The following is a 17,301-nucleotide window of genomic DNA, read 5'->3' on the forward strand; positions in this document are numbered from 1 at the left end:
GGCCGCGAGCCGTCGGGCAAGTTTGTCGCAGGAGGCCCGTGCCGCGGGGCGTCCTGTACAAGACGAGCACGGCCGAACAGGAGCAGGCTGGAGGGATGAGCACCCACCTGAACGAGCGCGGCGCCACCGCCACCGACACGTCCGGCCAGCCGACGGCCGCCGAGCTGGTCGAGGACGCCGTCGCCCTCGCGCACTCCTGGATCGCGGCTGCCGACGGCGCCGGCGGCGCCACCCGTGCCGACCGGCGCACCCGGGCCACGGCCGAACGCCTCGGCGACCTGGTCGCCGACCCGGCGGGCCTCGACCTCGCCGTCGGGTTCGTCGACGACGTCGCCCGGCCCCAGGACGTCCGGGTCGCCGCGAAGGCGCTCGCCCGGCTGGGCCGGGACGCCGGGAGCGCCAGCTTCCTGTCCCCGGTGGACCGCACCCTGTTCCGCGTCGGCGCGGCGGTCGCCCCCGTGCTGCCCGCCGTCGTCGTGCCCGCCGCCCGGGTCCGGCTGCGCCAGCTCGTGGGCCACCTCGTCGCCGACGCCGGCCGCGGGCTCGGCAAGCACCTCGCGCGTACCCGCGACGAGGGCTACACGCTCAACGTCAACCTGCTCGGCGAGGCCGTGCTCGGCGCCGACGAGGCCGAGGCACGCCTGCAGCGCACGCTCGACCTGGTGCGTCGCGACGACGTCGACTACGTGTCGATCAAGGTCTCCTCCGTGGCGGCCCAGCTCGTCACCTGGGACCTCGACGGCTCGCGCGAGCGCGTGGTCGCCCAGCTGCTGCCCCTGTACCGCGCCGCCCGCGACCACGGTGTGTTCCTCAACCTCGACATGGAGGAGTACAAGGACCTCGCGCTGACCACCGCCGTCTTCCGCGACGTGCTGGGCCGCGACGAGTTCCGTGACCTCGAGGCCGGGATCGTGCTGCAGGCCTACCTCCCCGACGCGATGGGCGCCCTGGACGAGCTCACCGCCTGGGCGCAGGAGCGGGTGGCGGCCGGCGGCGCGCGGATCAAGGTACGCCTGGTCAAGGGCGCCAACCTCGCGATGGAGGACGTCGAGGCGGAGCTGCACGACTGGGCCGCCGCGCCGTACCCGACCAAGGCCGACGTCGACGCCAACTACGTGCGCATCCTCGACCACCACCTCACCCCCGAGCGGACGGCCGCCGTCCGCCTCGGCGCCGCGTCGCACAACCTGTTCCACGTGGCCCTCGCCGTGCTCCTCGCCCGGGGTCGCGGGGTCAGCGAGGGGCTCGACGTCGAGATGCTGCAGGGCATGGCGCCCATCGAGGCGCGGCTGGTGCGGGCGGAGCTGGCCTCGAAGGGTGCACCCGGCGAGCACGGTGAGGTGGTGCTCTACACCCCCGTGGTCCGCGACGAGGACTTCGACGTCGCGATCTCCTACCTCGTGCGCCGCCTCGAGGAGAACGCGGCCGAGCAGAACTTCCTGCACGCCTCGTTCGCCCCGTCGTCGGCGGTGCCGGGGGTCTCCGAGGCGCCGATGGAGCGTCAGGAGGTCGCGTTCCGCTCGTCCGTGTCCGGTGCCGTGCCGTACGCCGCGGACGACGTCACGCCCCGTCGGCGGTCCCGCTTCGACGCCGAGCCCGCACCCGCCACCGACGGACCGTTCCGCAACGCGATCGACACCGACCCGTCCGTGGCGGAGCACCGCGAGTGGGCCGCCCGGCTCGTCGGACCGGACAGCGGGTTCGTGCCCGTGCAGGCTCCCGAGGTCACCGACGTGGCAACGGTCGACGCGGCCGTGGCACGTGCCGTCGAGGTGCGCGAGCAGTGGGCCGCGGTGCCCGCCGCCGGGCGCGCCCGGGTGCTGCGCGAGGCCGCCCGCCGGCTCGAGGCGCACCGCGGCGACCTCGTCGCCGCCGCCGTGCACGAGGCGGGCAAGACCGTCCCGGAGACGGACCCCGAGGTCACCGAGGCGATCGACTTCGCCAACTACTACGCCGCCTCGGCCGAGGCGCTCGACACCGTGGACGGCGCCGAGTTCACGCCCGACGGCGTCACGCTCGTCACGCCGCCGTGGAACTTCCCCGTCGCGATCCCGATCGGTGGCGTGCTCGCCGCGCTCGCGGCCGGGTCGACGGTGCTGGCCAAGCCCGCGCCGCCGACCCCCCGCTGCTACGAGCTCGCAGTCGAGGCGGTCCACGAGGCGCTCGAGGCCGTGGCACCCGAGATCGGCCTGGCCCCCGACGTCGCCCGCGACGCCGTGCAGTACCTGCGCGTGCCCGACGGAGACCTTGGCAAGCACCTCGTCACCCACCCGGACGTGGCCCGCGTGGTGCTCACCGGATCCATCGAGACCGCCGAGCTGTTCGCCCGGTGGCGGCCCGAGCGGCCCGTGCTCGCCGAGACGTCGGGCAAGAACGCCCTGGTGGTGACGGCGTCGGCCGACCTCGACCTGGCGGTGGCGGACGTGGTGCGCAGCGCGTTCGGCCATGCCGGGCAGAAGTGCTCCGCCGCCTCCCTGGTGATCCTCGTCGGCTCCGTCGGCGACCCGACGACGGTCACGGGCGAGCGCTTCCGCCGCCAGCTCGTCGACGCCGTGCGCTCCCTGGCCGTCGGCCCGTCGACCTCGCTGTCCACGGTCATGGGACCGCTCACCGAACCGGCCGCCGGCAAGCTGCACCGCGCGCTGACCTCGCTGGAGCCGGGGGAGTCGTGGCTGGTCGAGCCGCGCCGGCTCGACGACGTCGCGGCCGACGCCGGGATCGACCCCGACCGGCTGTGGACCCCCGGCCTGCGCGACGGCGTCGCTCCGGGCTCGTTCTTCCACCTCACCGAGGTGTTCGGGCCGGTGCTGGGCATCCTGCGTGCCGACACCCTCGACGAGGCGATCGACCTGCAGAACCAGGTGTCGTTCGGGCTCACCGGCGGCATCCACTCCCTCGACGGGGACGAGATCGCCACGTGGCTCGACCGCGTCGAGGTCGGCAACGCCTACGTCAACCGGCACATCACCGGGGCGATCGTCCAGCGGCAGTCGTTCGGCGGGTGGAAGGCCTCCGCCGTCGGACCGGGTGCCAAGGCGGGCGGCCCGAACTACGTGGCCCAGCTCGGCTCCTGGAGCGACACGGCCTCCGCGGCCGGTGGCCCGCCCGCGCGTGGCGACGACCCGCAGGGCTGGCTCACCTGGGCCGAGGCGTCGGACGACGCCGCCTGGGTCGCCGAGCTCGGCGTCGACCACGACGAGTCCGGGTTGAGCGTCGAGGAGAACACGTTCTGGTACCGGGCCGTGGACACGGTGACCGTGCGCGTCGGCGACGACGCCCTCCCGGTCGAGGTGCGTCGTGTCCTCGCCGCCGCCCGGCGTGCCGGCGTGCGTACCGTCGTCGTGCCCGAGGCCGACGCCGGCTGGGGCGTGCCGCACGAGGAGCCGGTCTCCCACGCGCAGTTCGCCGCCGCCGTCGCCGACGGACGGGTGACCGGGCGGGTCCGGGTCGTCGGGTCGGCACCGGGACTGCGCGAGGCGGCCGCGGGACGCGTCGGCGAGGTGACCGTGCTCGACGGACCGGTCCTGGCCGCCGGGCGTCGCGAGCTGCTGACCTTCCTGCGCGAGCAGGCCGTCAGCCGCACGAAGCACCGGTACGGGCACCTGCGGGACTGATCACCCCACCCCCCCCCACGCTGTGGGTGCACGACACGCCGCTGGCCCATTCGGCCAAGCGGCGTGTCGTGCACCCACAGCGTTGGCGGGCTGAGGCTTCGGCTCAGGCGGAGTCGCCCTCGACGAGGCGCGGGACGAAGATCCGCGGCTCGGGGTGCACGTCCTCGCCCGCCAGCATGTCGAGCAGGGTGGACGTCGCCGCCGCCACCATCTCCACCACCGGCTGCAGGACCGTCGTGAGCCGAGGCGTCGTGCGCTCCGCGCCGAGGGCGTCGAACCCGACGATCGCGACGTCGTCAGGGACGTTCTTGCCGTGGGCTCGCAGCACCTGGAGGGCGCCGGAGGCCATGAGGTCCGAGGCGGCGAAGACCCCGTCGACGTCCGGGTGATCGGCGAGGATGCGTTCCATCGCCACGGCACCGCCCTCGACGGTGAAGTCCCCGTTCGCGACCGCGTCCGCGGGCAGCCCGGCGCGGCTCAGGGTCCGGCGCCACCCCTCGTGGCGGTCGAGGGCGGCCGTCATGTCCTGCGGTCCGGTGAGCGCCGCGATCCGGCGGCACCCGCGGTCGACGAGGCGCTGGGTCGCGACCCGCGCCCCGGCGGCGTTGTCGACGTCCACGTAGTGCAGCCCCGCGCTGTCGAACGGACGGCCCACGAAGACACCCGGCAGGGTGCCCGACCGCAGCTCCGGCTCCAGCCGGTCGTCCTTGTGGTGCGACGCGATGATGACGCCGTCCACGTGCCCGCTGTTGAGGTAGCGCGCGATGTGGCCGGGCCGCTCACCCTGCCGCGCGAGCAGGAGCACGAGCTGCAGGTCCGTCCCGCCGAGGCCCTCGCTCACCCCGCGGACGACGCCCGCGAGGAACGGGTCGGTGAGGATCCGGGCATCCGGCTCGGGCACCACCAGCGCGATGGAGTCCGTGCGGCGGGTCACGAGTGATCGGGCCGCCCGGTTCGGGGCGTACCCCAGCCGGAGGATGGCGGCGTCGACGGCTTGCTGCGCCTCGGGGGAGACCCGGTCGCCCCCGTTGATCGCGCGGGACGCGGTCGACCGGGAGACCCCCGCGGCGCGGGCGACGTCGTCGAGCGTCGGGACGATGTGCTTCGTGACCACGTTCGGAGACTACCTTTCGCTCAACCGCGGGCCGGGACGGCGTTGTCCCGAGCGACGTCCGCGTACCAGCGACCCGAGGACTTGACCGTGCGTTCCTGGGTCTCGTAGTCCACGCGCGTGAGGCCGAAGCGCTTGGAGTAGCCGAGGGCCCACTCGAAGTTGTCCATCAGCGACCAGGCGAAGTATCCGCGCACGTCAGCACCGGCGTCGATCGCGTCCTTGAGCGCGCGCAGGTGGGCGTCGAGGAAGGCCAGGCGGTCCTGGTCGTCGACCGTGCCGTCCTGCTCGACGACGTCCGGGTAGGCCGCGCCGTTCTCCGTGACGAACATCGCGGTGCCGCGCGGCCCGGTGTAGTCCTCCTGGATCCGGACCAGCAGACGGGTCAGCCCTTCCGGCTGCACCTCCCAGCCCATGTCCGTGGTCGGCAGGCCCCGGCTGTGCGGGTGGACGCCCTCGGGCACCGGGTTGGGTGAGCGGGTCTCCCACACCGGGGCTCCGGCGGCGTCCTCGCGGGCGCCGTCGGGGCCCGCCGTGCCCAGCGGGGTGCCGTCGCGCGGTTCCGGCGTCGCCGCGACGGCACCACCGTTGTAGTAGTTCACGCCCAGCACGTCGATCGGTGCGGAGATGATCTCGAGGTCGCCGGGGCGGATGTGGTCCGCGAGGCCGAGGTGCGCGACGTCGACCAGCAGGTCCTGCGGGTAGGCACCCCGCAGGATCGGGTCGAGGAAGATCCGGTTGAACATGCCGTCGTCGCGTCGGGCGGCGTCGACGTCCGCCGGGTTCGTCGGGTCGACCGGGTCGGACACGGTGAAGTTCAGCGTGATGCCGAGCGACGCCTCCGGGACGCGCTCGCGGAGCGTCTCCAGGGCCAGGCCGTGGCCGAGCATGAGGTGGTGCGCCGCCGCCAGGCCCAGCTCCGGCGACTTCTTGCCGGGTGCGTGCGCGCCGGAGGTGTAGCCGAGGAACGCCGAGCACCACGGCTCGTTGAGCGTGGTCCACACGGGTACGCGGTCGCCCAGGGCGTCGGCCATCACCGCCGCGTAGTCGGCGAACCGGTAGGCGGTGTCCCGTTCGGGCCACCCGCCGAGCTCCTCGAGGGCCTGCGGCAGGTCCCAGTGGTACAGCGTGAGCCACGGCAGGATGTCGGCCGCGAGCAGCTCGTCCACCAGCCGGGAGTAGAAGTCGATCCCTTGCCGGTTGACGGTCCGGCCGTCCGGCACCACGCGCGCCCACGAGGTCGAGAAGCGGTAGGTGTCCAGGTGGAGGCTCTTCATGAGAGCCACGTCCTCGCGGTACCGGTGGTAGTGGTCGCAGGCGACCATGCCGTCGTCGCCCTGGTGGACGGCTCCGGGGATCCGGCAGAAGACGTCCCAGACGGATTCCTGACGGCCGTCCTCGTCGCCGGCACCCTCGACCTGGTAGGCGGCGGTCGCGGTGCCCCACAGGAAACCGTCGGGGAAGGCGACCCGGCCGCTGCTGTTCGGCGTCGTCCGGGTCAGCGGGGCCGACGGTGTGAACGGCACGGCCGTCCCCGGTGCGGCGGTGCGGGCACCTGTGCCCGGCATGCTCAGAGTCATCTCAGCTGTACTTCCCTGTCGGTGAGAGGGCTGTCCGGACGTCTCCGGACGTCCGGACAGCCCTGTGGTCGAGTGTGCGTGTCAGCCCTTCACCGCGCCAGCCATGATCCCGGCCACGAGCTGGCGGCCCACGAAGAAGAAGAGCACCAGGAGCGGGAGGGTGACCAGGAAGATTCCGCCCATCACCAGCGAGTAGTCGACGAAGTAGTTCGCCTGCAGCGACCGGACCACGAGCGGCAGCGTCGGGTTCTCGTTGGTGAGGATGATCGACGGCCAGAAGTAGTTGGTCCACTGCTGCACGAACTGGAACAGGCCGAGCATCGCGGCAGCCGGGAGCGCGGCGGGCAACGCGATCGACCAGAAGGTGCGGATCATCGAGGCCCCGTCCACGCGGGCGGCCTCGATGAGCTCGTACGGCAGCGCCTCGGAGAGGTACTGGGTCATCCAGAACACGCCGAACGCCGTGACGAGGCCGGGCAGGATGACCGCCTGGACCTTGCCGTACCAGCCGATCTCGCTCATGAGGATGTACAGCGGGATGATGCCGAGCTGGACCGGGACGGCCATCGTGGCGATGACGAAGACCAGCAGCGGCCCCCGGCCCCGGAAGTTCAGCTTGGCGAACGAGTAGCCCGCCAGCGTCGAGAACAGCACGACGGACGCCGAGGAGATCACCCCGATGAGGGTGGAGTTCCACAGGGCCAGCCAGAAGTTGATGTTCGAGTCGCTGATGACGGTGGCGAACTGCGTGAAGAGGCTCGCGTCCGGCAGCCACTGCGGGATCGCGTTCTGGGCGATCGCGGTCGGGTCGGACGAACCCAGCAGGAGCGTGTAGTAGAGCGGGAAGATCGAGATCAGCAGGACCGCGCCGAGCAGGACGTAGGTGACCTTGCCTGCGCGGCGGGCGGAACCACCCACGGGCGCCTTGCCCCGCGAGCGGCGCTTGGCGGCGGCGCGGGCGGCGCCGGGCCCCGCGGTCTGGGCGGTGACGGCGACGGAGCTCATCGGGCGTCCTCCCCGTGGTTCGGGCTCTGCGAGCCGGCGTGCGGCTGCGTGGGCGGGATCGACGGTGGTGGTGGCGGTGACCCTGGCTGTGGTCCGGGGGTGCCGCCGGGTGCGGCGGACGGTGTCGGGCCGTCGGTCCGGGCGGCCGCGGCACGCGCCTCGGCGAGCAGGCGCTTGGTGTGCCGGCGGCTCACCTTCGGGCCTCTCGACCCGGCGGTGGCGATCCGCTGGGTCATGATGAAGTTGGCCATGCCGACCAGGACGATGATGAGGAACAGCAGCCAGGCGACGGCGGCCGCTCGCCCGAAGCTCTTCTGGTTCCCCCAGGCGACGTCGTAGAGGTAGACCACGGTGGTCATCCAGTCACGGTCCGGCCCGCCGAGCCCCTGGGCGTCGTACATGCGGACCTCGTCGAAGATCTGCATGCCGCCGACGGTCGAGGTGATGACCACGAAGATCACGGTGGCGCGGATCTGGGGCACCGTCACGGAGAAGAACTGGCGGATGCGGCCGGCACCGTCGATGACGGCGGCCTCGTAGAGCTCGCGCGGCACGGCCTGCATGGCGGCGAGGAAGATCAGGGTGTTGTAGCCGGTCCAGCGGTAGTTGACCATCGTGGAGATCGCGAAGTGGCTGGCCAGGCGGTCCCCGTGCCAGGCGACCGGGTCGATCCCGACCAGGCCGAGCATCTCGTTGATGAAGCCGTACTGGTCGGCGAACAGGCGGCCGAAGATCATCGAGATGGCGACCGGTGCCACGACGAAGGGCACCAGCACGCCCATGCGCCAGAAGGTGGCCGCACGCAGGTTCTGGTCGAGGATCGCGGCGATGGTGATCGCCATGATCACCTGCGGCACGGACGAGAACAGGAAGATCGAGAAGGTGTTGACGACCGACTTCCAGAACAGGGGCTGCTGCAGGACGGCGACGTAGTTCGCCATCCCGACGAAGTCGCCCTGGCCGCCGAGCAGGTTCCAGTCGTACACCGACACGATCGCGGTGTAGACGAGGGGGAACAGGCCGACGACCGCGAACAGCAGGAAGAACGGGGAGATGTACAGGTAGGGCGAGAGCTTCACGTCCAGGCGGCCGAGCCGCTGGGAGAGCCCGAGTCGTCGTGGCGGACGGTCCGGCTCGCCGCGCGCGTGCGCGGGCTTGGTGGGGGACAAGAGGGCCATGAGCAGTTCCTGTACGTCTCTCCGTGGGGCGGGGCGGGGCGCGGGTCGGGCCGGCCGCCGGGATGGCGACCGGCCCGACACGGTGTCTCAGAGGTGGGCGGGGAGGCTGGGCCTCACGCCCGGACGTCCGAGGACGTCACGGCACGAGGGCCTGGACGTCGGACAGCGTGGTCTCCCACGACGCCTCCGGGTCCTCCCCGTTGAGGTCGACACGGTTGATGCCGTTCTGGACCTCGGCGTGGATCGCGAAGTAGTTCGCACCCTTGAACGGGGCACCGTCGATGGCCTGGGCCCGCGTGGAGAAGATCGCGCCGGCCGGGGCGCCGCTCATGAAGTCGTTCGTGAACTCCTGGACCGCCGTGGACTCCTGCGCCTCGATCTGCGACGGGAACGTGCCGGCCTCTTCGAACGCCTGGGTCTGGACCTCGGGGGAGGTCAGCCAGTCGGCCAGCTCGATGGCGGCCTCGGTGTTCGCGCCGGAGGCAGGCACGGTGAGGAACGAACCGCCCCAGTTGCCACCGCCGCCGGGGAAGACGTCGGCGATGTCCCAGCCCTCGATGTTGCCGGCGTTCTGCTCGATCGGACCGGTCATCCACGCGGGGCAGAGCATCGTGGCGAACGCGTCGTTCTGGAAGCCCGCCGCCCAGTCGTCGCCCCACTGCTCGAGGCCGGCGGACAGTTCGTCCTCGACGGAGGCGGCGAGCACCTGGTCGTAGAGGCCCTTGACCTCGGTGTTGCCGGCGAGGTCGGTCGGCTCACCGGTCTCCGGGTCCTCGTAGGCCGCGGGGAGCTGGTTGACCATGCCCTGGAAGGTGGCCTGCGCCGAGTCGAACCACGCGTTGCCGCTCTCCTCGACGTACTCCTTGCCGGCCGCGAAGTAGGTGTCCCACGTGGCGCCGTCGCCGCCGATCCACTCGGCGACCTCCTCGCGCTCGTGGGGCAGCCCGGCCGCCTCGAGCAGGTCGGAGCGGTAGCAGATGGCCTCCGGGCCGATGTCGGTGCCGTAGCCGATGAGCTTGTCCTCGGGCGTCGTGGCCTGCGCGACCTTCCAGTCCACCCACCGGCCGTCGATCGTCGGCAGGTCCGAGAAGAGGTCGGGGTACTGCATGAGCTCCGGCAGCCAGTCGACCTCGATGGCCTCGATGTCGGCCAGGCCCTCGCCGCCGGCGGCGAGCTTGGTGGTCAGGTTCGTGCGGGCGTCACCCGACTCGGCGGCCGTGACGTGCTCGACGGTGACGTTCGGGTGCTCCTCCTCGTACTGCGCGAGGAGCTCGTCGGTGTAGCCGAAGTTGTTGAAGGTGGCGACGGTGAGGGTGATCTCCTCGTCGGTCTCCTCGCCGTCGCCCTCGCCGGAGGTTCCGGGGTCCTCGGTGTCGCCGGAGCAGGCGCCGAGGAGCAGGGCGAGGGACGCGATGCCGGCAGTGGTCGCTGCGATGCGACGGCTGCGGCGGGGGCGGGTGCTGCTGAGCACGATGACTCCCTTGTCTGGTTCGGATCATGCGAAGGACGCTTCTGGAAGCGCGACCAACTCTGACGTGGTAGCGCTTCCACGACCGACCATGATGCTTCCGTCGTCCGCGTTCTACGTCAAGCCCTGTGGGCGAACGATGCGGGACGGTGATCTCGCCCCACCGTGTCTTCGCAGGTCAGCGACGTGTTGGGAGCGCTCCCGTGACCAAACCGTGATGCGTGTGCGGCATCGCGGCAGGATGGCGCCGCGGTCCGTGGCCCGTGCGCCGACGCCGGCGACCCCGGGTCAGGCCTGGGACAACCACTCCCGACCGGCCTGCTCCTCCGCCTCCAGGGTGCGTCGGACGGCTCGGGCAGCGGCCTCCTCGACGGTCGAGGAGAACACCGGCAGCGAGGTCTTGACCTCTCCGTCGTAGACCACCCGGGTGCCGTCGGAGACCGGCTCGAGCCGCAACGACCCGGTCATGCGGACAGGGGCGCCGGCGATCTCCACCGCGACGGTCCCCACGTGACGGCCCGCCCGCTCCGGCTCCCACGCCTCGGCCTGGCGCACCTCGAGGTGGTCGCCGACGAGCTGCCGGACCTGGGCGGGGATGAGGTCCGTGGGCAGGGTGCGCCGCAACGACACCGTGAACCCCGACGCCGGGTCTCCCGTGACGTCCACCTGGGAGGCGGCACCGGCGTCCGAGCGGCCGCTCCGCCAGCGGACGAACTCCGCGTCGCTGAGCATGGCGGCCACGGCGGACACGTCCGCCGGATAGGTCTGCTCCACGGTCAGGTGCACGTCCCACACCCTACCGGCGTGCCCCGAGCCGCGGAGTGCCCCGTACGCTGGTGGGCGTGTCCGCCATGAGTGATCTGATCGCCGAGCACGCCGAGCTGGCCGGAGGGGACCTCGAGTGGCTCCACCTGCTCGTCGGTGACTGGCAGATCGTCTCCGACCTCGCCTTCGCCGACCTCGTGCTGTGGCTGCCCACCGCCGACGGCCGGTTCGTCGCCGTCGCGCAGTGCCGGCCCAGCACCGGGGCCACGGTCCACTACGACGACGTCGTGGGTTCCTTCGCCCCCGAGGGGCAGCGCCCGCAGCTCACCGCCGCGATGCACGAGGCACGTGCCCAGCGCTCGCGCGAGCCGCGCTGGTTCGGCGCCTACGCGGTGCGGGAGGAGGCCGTGCCCGTGGTGCACGACGGCCGCGCGATCGCCGTCGTCGCCCGGCAGACGAACCTGGGGTCGGGGCGCACGCCGAGCCGGCTCGAGCTCAACTACGTGGAGTCCGCGGACGACCTGCTCGCGATGATCGGGCGCGGCGAGTACCCGTCGCCCAACGCGGCGACCGGGCCGCGCCGCGGGGCGCCGCGGGTCGGTGACGGGCTGATCCGCCTCAACTCCGAGGGTGAGGTGCTGTACGCCAGCCCGAACGCCCTGTCCTGCTTCCACCGCCTCGGCGTCATCGGCCCGCTCGTGGGTCAGTCCCTCGTCGAGGTGACCGCCGGGATCGCCGAGCAGCAGAGCACCGTCGACGAGTCGTTGCCGCTCGTGGTGATGGGCCGTGCGCCCTGGCGCACCGACATCGAGGCCGGGCGCGTGGCCCTGTCGTTGCGCGCGCTGCCGCTGACGGACCGTGGGCAGCGGATCGGCGCGGTCCTGCTGTGCCGGGACGTGTCCGAGCTGCGCCGCCGTGAGCGCGAGCTCATGACCAAGGACGCGACGATCCGCGAGATCCACCACCGCGTCAAGAACAACCTCGCCACCGTCGCGGCCCTGCTGCGCCTGCAGGCGCGACGCATGGAGGTGCCGGAGGCGCGGGCCGCGCTCGAGGAGGCGATGCGGCGGGTGGCCACCATCTCGCTGGTGCACGAGTCGTTGTCCCAGACGCTCGACGAGAGCGTCGAGCTGGACGACATGCTCAAGCGTGCGCTGCGCCTCGCGGCCGACGTCGCGTCCACCCGTGCGCAGATCAGCACGCGGCAGAGCGGGTCCTTCGGGCTCGTGCCCGCCCAGGACGCGACCCCGCTCGCGCTGGTGCTCACCGAGCTCGTGACCAACGCCGTCGAGCACGGCTTCCCGGGGCAGGAGACCGGCACGGTGTCGATCGACGTCGAGCGCGTGGACTCGTCGCTGCGGGTGCTCGTGGCGGACGACGGCGTGGGGATGCGCGACGGGATCGACGAGCTCGGCAGGGCCTCCCGCAGCGGCCTGGGGTCGCAGATCGTCAAGACGCTGGTCGTGAACGAGCTGCGCGGCACCATCGACTGGGGCCCGCGCGAGGGTGGAGGCACCGAGGTGGTCCTGCAGGTGAGGTTGCGGGGCGAGGGGCACCGCTGAGGGCCATCGCTGCGGCGGTACGGCCGGCAGACGCCGAAGGGCTCCCTGCTCACCAGGAGCAGAGAGCCCTTCGAGCCCGGGACGGGGTCAGCCGGCCCGGCGGGCGCGTGCGGTGCGGCGCTTGAGGGCGCGGCGCTCGTCCTCGCTCATGCCGCCCCAGACGCCGGCGTCCTGCCCGGACTCCATGGCCCACTTGAGGCAGTTGTCGACGACGTCGCAGCGCCGGCAGACGGCCTTGGCCTCCTCGATCTGCATGAGGGCGGGGCCGGTGTTGCCGATGGGGAAGAAGAGCTCCGGGTCCTCGTCGAGGCAGGCTGCCTTGTGGCGCCAGTCCATGTCATCTCCTCAATTGGTCCGTGATCGGTCCCGGGCGGCGCGCGGCCGGGCATGCCGAGAGGCAGCCGTCTCCGGGGCGGATCGTTCAGGGGGGTTCGGAATCTCTGTCCAGAATCACACCTCGTGAAGGTGCGCACAAGGGGTTACGGCGAGATTTCTACGCCGTGAACCCTGAGGGTTTCATCACACTGCACAAAGTTTCGCCACCGCCGTATCCTGACGTGTCATGCCCGCTCCTGTCACCCCCTCGCCCGAGCCCGGCCCGGTCGGACCGCGACGTCCCGCCCCCCGGGTGCTGCTCGGCGTGCTGGCGGCCGTGGGCCTCGAGGCGGCCGCCATGGTCGTGTTCGCCGGTGCCGTGCTCGTCGAGCTGGTGGGCGGCGGCTCCACGAGCCTCGGCGTCAGCGTCTTCGTCGTGGTGTTCTTCCTCGGGCTGGCGGGGCTCCTCGTCGGCTGCGCCCGTGCCCTGTGGCGTGGCAGCCGGCGCGGCCGAGCCCCCGTCGCGGGGTGGCAGGTCTTCCAGGGGATCATCGGTGTCTCGCTGCTGACCGGCGGTGCGACGGTCGCCGTCGTGGGCGGCATCATGCTGATCCTGCTGGCGGTCGGGTCCTTCGCGGGGCTCATGACGCGCCAGGTGGTGGCGTACACCTCCGGCTGACGGGTCGCCGAGCGGCCGGGGCGACCTCACGGCCCGGCGGCCTGCAGCGCGACGGCCGCGCCCTCCCGCACGAGCGCGCCGCGGCCGGGCCGCGGGGGACCGGGATCGGCGACCTCTCCGAGCGGCGTGCCGAGCACCTCGTCGGCCTCGCGACTCCCGGCTGCCAGCACGACGCCGTGACGCCGTGCGCGCAGCTCGGCCAGCGGGCCACGGTGCGCCATGAGGGCCCCCTGGGTGGTGGCGGACGCGACCAGCGCGACCCGGCCGTCGTCGACGAGCGCCCCGAGCTGCTCGATCTCCACGGGGCACGCCTGGGCGAGCGCGTCGAGGTCGTCGACGACGACGGTCGGCCTCCCGGGACCGGCCGTCGGCAGGCCTTCGACCAGCCGACGCACCGCCGACGGTGTGGGGGCGGTCGCCGTGTGGCCGCCCGGCTCGGACCGCAGCAGGGCGTCGCGGGACACCACGGCGACGAGCCGTCCCCGTGCCGACAGTGAGCGCACCACCGTGCGCAGCACCGTCGACCGGCCCGCACCCCGTGGACCGACGACCAGCGCCCCGGCGGCCACGTCGAGGACGACGGGCACCGCGCCGTCGTCACCCACCCCGATCACGACCGGGCAGCGAGGGCCCTCAGCACCGGTATCGGCGTCGGCACCGTGCTCGCGGGCGAGGTCGTCCCACGTCAGCCGCGCGGGCAGCGGTTCAACCCGGACGGGGCCGGTGTGCCCTCGGTGCGCGGCCGTGGCGGCCGGCACCGACGGCGCGAGCACCTGGCAGCCCAGCGGGGCACCGGGCCCGAGCCACGCGGCACGGCCGGGTGGGCCGCCGCCTCCGGCGAGCCCCGCGGGTGCTCCGCGCATGACGTCCTCGTGCTGGTCGGTGCCGAGCAGGACGAGACGCGGCCCGACCCGTGCGGCCACCCCGCCGACGGTCGCCGAGTCGGCGGACAGGGCGAAGGCCGCCGCGCCGGCGGTGAGCGCGGAGACGAGCGGGTCCCACGGGTCGCGTCCGGCGAGCGCCGCCCGCAGCTCGTCGACCTGGTCCACGACGACGAGCGTCGACGGGGTGCCGGCACCCGGTTCCGGCGACCTGTCGACGAGGCGCAGCACGCGACGGGCGCGGCGCGGGTCGTCAGGTCCGGTCACGGTCCCCAGCCCGGGATGCCGGGCGAGGTCCGCGAAGGCCGCCGCCGCTGCCGGCGGTGCGAGCACGTGCACGTGCAGGCCGCGCGCGAGCGCGGCGGCGGCGAGCGACACGAGCGCCGTCGTGCGGCCGGACCGGGTGGCACCGACGACGGCGAGGTGCCCGCTGCGCGGGTGCCAGCGCACCAGGACCCGTCGCTGGCGGTCCGGGTCGTCGGCGAGCGCGAGCGGCAGGCCGCCGGGTTGCTCGTCCGACGCCGGGAGGTCCGGCGCCAGGTCCGCCTCGGTCGCCCGGACGGGCAGCGGAGGAAGCCACGGCGCGGGGCCGGGGCGGTGGCCCCGACGGGCGGCGGCGCGGCGCACCGCCCGCACCGTCGAGCCGACCGGACCGGCTCCGCCCGTGGGGGCGGCGCTGGGCCCGGGCACCGGCCCAGCCGCTGTCGGCGGGCCGACCGTCGCGCGGCCCCAGGTGGGCGCTCGCCGCACGACGGGCCCGCCGCCGTCGGGCAGGGTCCCCGCGTGGGCGCACTGCAGGGCGACGGGCGGCGCGGAGCCGACGCGCAGCACGGCGCGGCCCGGGGTGCCGACCGGGATGCGGGCGGCCGCCGCCGTGCCCACCACGTCGTGGGAGTCGGCGGCGTCCACGACGCGCAGCGCGATCCGCGTCGAGACGTTGGCGCGGACGTCGGTGCTGACGGCGCCCGACGGTCGCTGCGTCGCGAGCACGAGGTGGACCCCCAGGGACCGGCCCTGCGCGGCGACCCGCAGCAGGCCGGGCAGGAAGTCCGGCAGGTCGTCGGCCAGCGCCCGGAACTCGTCGATCACCACGACGAGCCTCGGCAGCGTGCCCGGCGGGGCGTCGTCGAGCGACGCGATCCGGTGCTCGGCGAGCACCCGCTCGCGGCGGTGGAGCTCGGCGCGCAGGCCGGCGAGGGCGCGCCCCGCCAGCCCCGGTTCCAGGTCGGTGACCTGGCCGACGACGTGCGGCAGGTCGGCGCACGCCCCGAAGGACGCACCGCCCTTGAAGTCGACCAGCGCGAGGGTCAGGTCGGTGGGGGAGCGGGTCAGGGCCAGACCCAGCACGAGCGACTGCAGGAGCTCGGACTTGCCCGCGCCCGTGGTCCCGGCGACCAGCAGGTGGGGTCCGTCGGCGACGAGGTCGAGCTCCACGGCGCTGCCCGCGGCGTCCACACCGAGGGGTACCCGCCAGCCGGACGCGTCCGCCCACCGCCGTGCCGGGTCCGAGCCGTCGAGCAGGTCGCCGAGGGGCACGACGCCGGGCAGGCCGGCCGCCGTGGCGTCCGCCTCGTCCGACTCCGTCGCGGTCGCGACCGGCCCGGACCGTGCGGCGGTGTCGAGGTCGCGCAACGAGCGCCGCAGGGCCCGCAGGCCCGCCAGGCGTCGAGCGGTGCGCTCGGCCCAGCCGGTGGAGACGCCGACGTACGGCACCGTGCCGTCGGTCCCGTCCGGTGCGGTGCGGTGCACCAGTCCGCCGGGGACGACGCGCAGCGTGGCACGGCACCACGACGGGGCGGCGACCTCCGGTCCACCCGGCTCGTGCGGCAGGCACAGCACCACGGCGTGGCCGGACCGGGCGGCCTCCTCCGCGGCGGACCGGGCGTCCTGGTCGGGATCGTCGACCACCAGGACACGGTCCACGGCCTCCGGGGTACCCGCGCCCGGGGAGAGCCAGCGGGCCCACGCCCACGCACCGCGTCCCGCGCCTGTCACCTGCACGTCCGCCCCGGCGGCGGCGAGATCGACGACGACGGCGCGTGCGGCGGCCCGGGCGGCGCCGGCCGGCCCCCGCACGGCGAGCGCACCGTCGGGCAGCAGGTCGTGCGGGGCGGGCGCCGTGGGCACGACCGGCTGCGAGGTCGAGCGCGCCTGGGCGGACAGGCTGTCGAGCGCCTGGCGCCAGGCCACCGCGGAGGCCTGGTGCGCGGCGGCCACCCGGGCTGCCGTCCGGCCGGGGGCGGTGCCGGGCGGGGGCGCCTGCGGGACGCCACCGGCCGGCTCCTCGCGCGCCGCCCGCCGACGACGGACGGCCGCCACGACCTGCGGCACCAGCGCGACGACCGCCACGAGGGAGAACAGCGCGTACAGGGGTTGGCGCAGCATGACGGCCAGGGCCACCGACCCCAGGACCGGCACCAGCCCGGTGAGCAGCATCGCGGGGTTCACCGGCGGCGACGGCACGGGATCGGCGGCGGGCGGGGCGAGCCACGTGGCGACGTCGCCGGACCGGTGCAGCGCGTACCGGCGTCCGCCCGCCTCCAGCAGGGGGCCGGGCCGCCACCGGCGGCCCAGCGGGCCCACGGGGCGGCGGCGCTCGCGGTCGCCGTCGGCCCTGACGAGCGCGGCGCGTGCCCCGGTGCCCGGCACGGCCGGCCACCGGCGTCCGGACGCCCGGTGCAGGCGCCCGTGCACCCGGACCCGGGCAGGGCGGCGGGCGTCGAGCCGCACGGTGACGCGCAGGTCCGTGCCGGGCAGGACGACCGGCCGGCCGGGCGCGAGCGGCAGCGCCTCCCCGGCATCGGGTCCGGTGGTCGGGGTGACGAGCCAGGGGCTGCGCAGGGCGGCGAGGTCGGGGGCCTCGGTGCGCCCTCCGCCCGCGGGGGCGACCCGCAGCGTCGCACCCGGCAGGAGCGGGCGACGGCCGACGACCGCGTCGTCGTCCACCGGGGTGCCGTCGGCCTCGAGACGGGCGTGCCGAAGCTCGGGGCGGCGGACGAGCTCGGCCAGGGGAGCGCGGAGGTCGCCGAGCCGGACACCCTCCGGCAGCTCGACGTCCTCGGCGGGGTGCAGCGTGAGTCCAACGGGCATGGGAGCAGCCTGCCGCCGTCGGACGCACGACCGCCGACGCCGTCCACAGGGTG

General features: G+C 74.1%; 11 protein-coding genes. 3 read left to right on the top strand and 8 right to left on the bottom strand.

Annotation, left to right across the window (positions count from 1 at the left end):
- Positions 1-95: 95 nt before the first annotated feature.
- Positions 96-3,614 (top strand): bifunctional proline dehydrogenase/L-glutamate gamma-semialdehyde dehydrogenase, encoded by a 3,519-nt coding sequence (locus AC3RJ8_RS04305; protein ID WP_489714706.1) that lies wholly within the window; start codon positions 96-98, stop codon positions 3,612-3,614.
- A gap of 103 nt (positions 3,615-3,717) precedes the next feature.
- On the opposite strand, the gene AC3RJ8_RS04310 is transcribed toward AC3RJ8_RS04305, so the two are convergent.
- The 6 genes from AC3RJ8_RS04310 to AC3RJ8_RS04335 form a co-directional block, all read right to left on the bottom strand.
- Positions 3,718-4,728 carry a LacI family DNA-binding transcriptional regulator gene (locus AC3RJ8_RS04310; RefSeq protein WP_489714707.1) on the bottom strand — a complete coding sequence of 337 codons (1,011 nt, stop codon included), beginning with the start codon at positions 4,726-4,728 and terminating at the stop codon, positions 3,718-3,720.
- 20 nt (positions 4,729-4,748) lie between these two features.
- Positions 4,749-6,305: a glycoside hydrolase family 1 protein gene (locus AC3RJ8_RS04315; protein WP_489714708.1), complete on the bottom strand. Its 1,557-nt coding sequence runs from the start codon at positions 6,303-6,305 to the stop codon at positions 4,749-4,751.
- 81 nt (positions 6,306-6,386) lie between these two features.
- On the bottom strand, positions 6,387-7,310 hold the full coding sequence (locus AC3RJ8_RS04320) for a carbohydrate ABC transporter permease (protein WP_489714709.1): 924 nt from the start codon (positions 7,308-7,310) through the stop codon (positions 6,387-6,389).
- A complete protein-coding gene (locus tag AC3RJ8_RS04325) occupies positions 7,307-8,488 on the bottom strand; it encodes a carbohydrate ABC transporter permease (protein WP_489714710.1) in 1,182 nt (393 codons plus the stop codon). The genes AC3RJ8_RS04320 and AC3RJ8_RS04325 overlap by 4 nt, the downstream gene beginning before the upstream one ends.
- A 136-nt stretch (positions 8,489-8,624) precedes the next feature.
- Positions 8,625-9,959: an ABC transporter substrate-binding protein gene (locus AC3RJ8_RS04330; protein ID WP_489714711.1), complete on the bottom strand. Its 1,335-nt coding sequence runs from the start codon at positions 9,957-9,959 to the stop codon at positions 8,625-8,627.
- Between the two features lie 285 nt (positions 9,960-10,244).
- Positions 10,245-10,742, bottom strand: a complete 498-nt coding sequence (locus AC3RJ8_RS04335; protein ID WP_489714712.1) for a DUF2505 domain-containing protein — start codon at positions 10,740-10,742, stop codon at positions 10,245-10,247.
- Positions 10,743-10,807: 65 nt separating this feature from the next.
- On the opposite strand from AC3RJ8_RS04335, the gene AC3RJ8_RS04340 reads away from it, so the two are divergent.
- Positions 10,808-12,283 carry a sensor histidine kinase gene (locus tag AC3RJ8_RS04340; RefSeq protein ID WP_489714713.1) on the top strand — a complete coding sequence of 492 codons (1,476 nt, stop codon included), beginning with the start codon at positions 10,808-10,810 and terminating at the stop codon, positions 12,281-12,283.
- Positions 12,284-12,370: 87 nt separating this feature from the next.
- Here the strand turns inward: AC3RJ8_RS04340 and AC3RJ8_RS04345 are convergent, their stop codons facing one another.
- Positions 12,371-12,619, bottom strand: a complete 249-nt coding sequence (locus tag AC3RJ8_RS04345) for a WhiB family transcriptional regulator (RefSeq protein ID WP_106267737.1) — start codon at positions 12,617-12,619, stop codon at positions 12,371-12,373.
- 226 nt (positions 12,620-12,845) lie between these two features.
- Here AC3RJ8_RS04345 and AC3RJ8_RS04350 point away from each other — a divergent pair, with 226 nt between their 5' ends.
- On the top strand, positions 12,846-13,277 hold the full coding sequence (locus AC3RJ8_RS04350; protein WP_489714714.1) for a hypothetical protein: 432 nt from the start codon (positions 12,846-12,848) through the stop codon (positions 13,275-13,277).
- 26 nt (positions 13,278-13,303) lie between these two features.
- Here AC3RJ8_RS04350 and AC3RJ8_RS04355 read toward each other — a convergent pair whose 3' ends face one another.
- A complete protein-coding gene (locus AC3RJ8_RS04355) occupies positions 13,304-17,248 on the bottom strand; it encodes an FtsK/SpoIIIE domain-containing protein (RefSeq protein ID WP_489714715.1) in 3,945 nt (1,314 codons plus the stop codon).
- Positions 17,249-17,301 lie beyond the last annotated feature (53 nt).

Source organism: Isoptericola sp. MSGPD8_1_ISO-PGPR-S23-394 (genome assembly GCF_058072785.1).

What these genes read in the sequence shown, in the direction of transcription:
- AC3RJ8_RS04355 (WP_489714715.1), bottom strand. Translation starts at nt 17,248, where the DNA reads ATGCCCGTTGGACTCACGCTGCACCCCGCCGAGGACGTCGAGCTGCCG.
- AC3RJ8_RS04320 (WP_489714709.1), bottom strand. Translation starts at nt 7,310, where the DNA reads ATGAGCTCCGTCGCCGTCACCGCCCAGACCGCGGGGCCCGGCGCCGCC.
- AC3RJ8_RS04325 (WP_489714710.1), bottom strand. Translation starts at nt 8,488, where the DNA reads ATGGCCCTCTTGTCCCCCACCAAGCCCGCGCACGCGCGCGGCGAGCCG.
- AC3RJ8_RS04315 (WP_489714708.1), bottom strand. Translation starts at nt 6,305, where the DNA reads ATGACTCTGAGCATGCCGGGCACAGGTGCCCGCACCGCCGCACCGGGG.
- AC3RJ8_RS04305 (WP_489714706.1), top strand. Translation starts at nt 96, where the DNA reads ATGAGCACCCACCTGAACGAGCGCGGCGCCACCGCCACCGACACGTCC.
- AC3RJ8_RS04345 (WP_106267737.1), bottom strand. Translation starts at nt 12,619, where the DNA reads ATGGACTGGCGCCACAAGGCAGCCTGCCTCGACGAGGACCCGGAGCTC.
- AC3RJ8_RS04340 (WP_489714713.1), top strand. Translation starts at nt 10,808, where the DNA reads ATGAGTGATCTGATCGCCGAGCACGCCGAGCTGGCCGGAGGGGACCTC.
- AC3RJ8_RS04350 (WP_489714714.1), top strand. Translation starts at nt 12,846, where the DNA reads ATGCCCGCTCCTGTCACCCCCTCGCCCGAGCCCGGCCCGGTCGGACCG.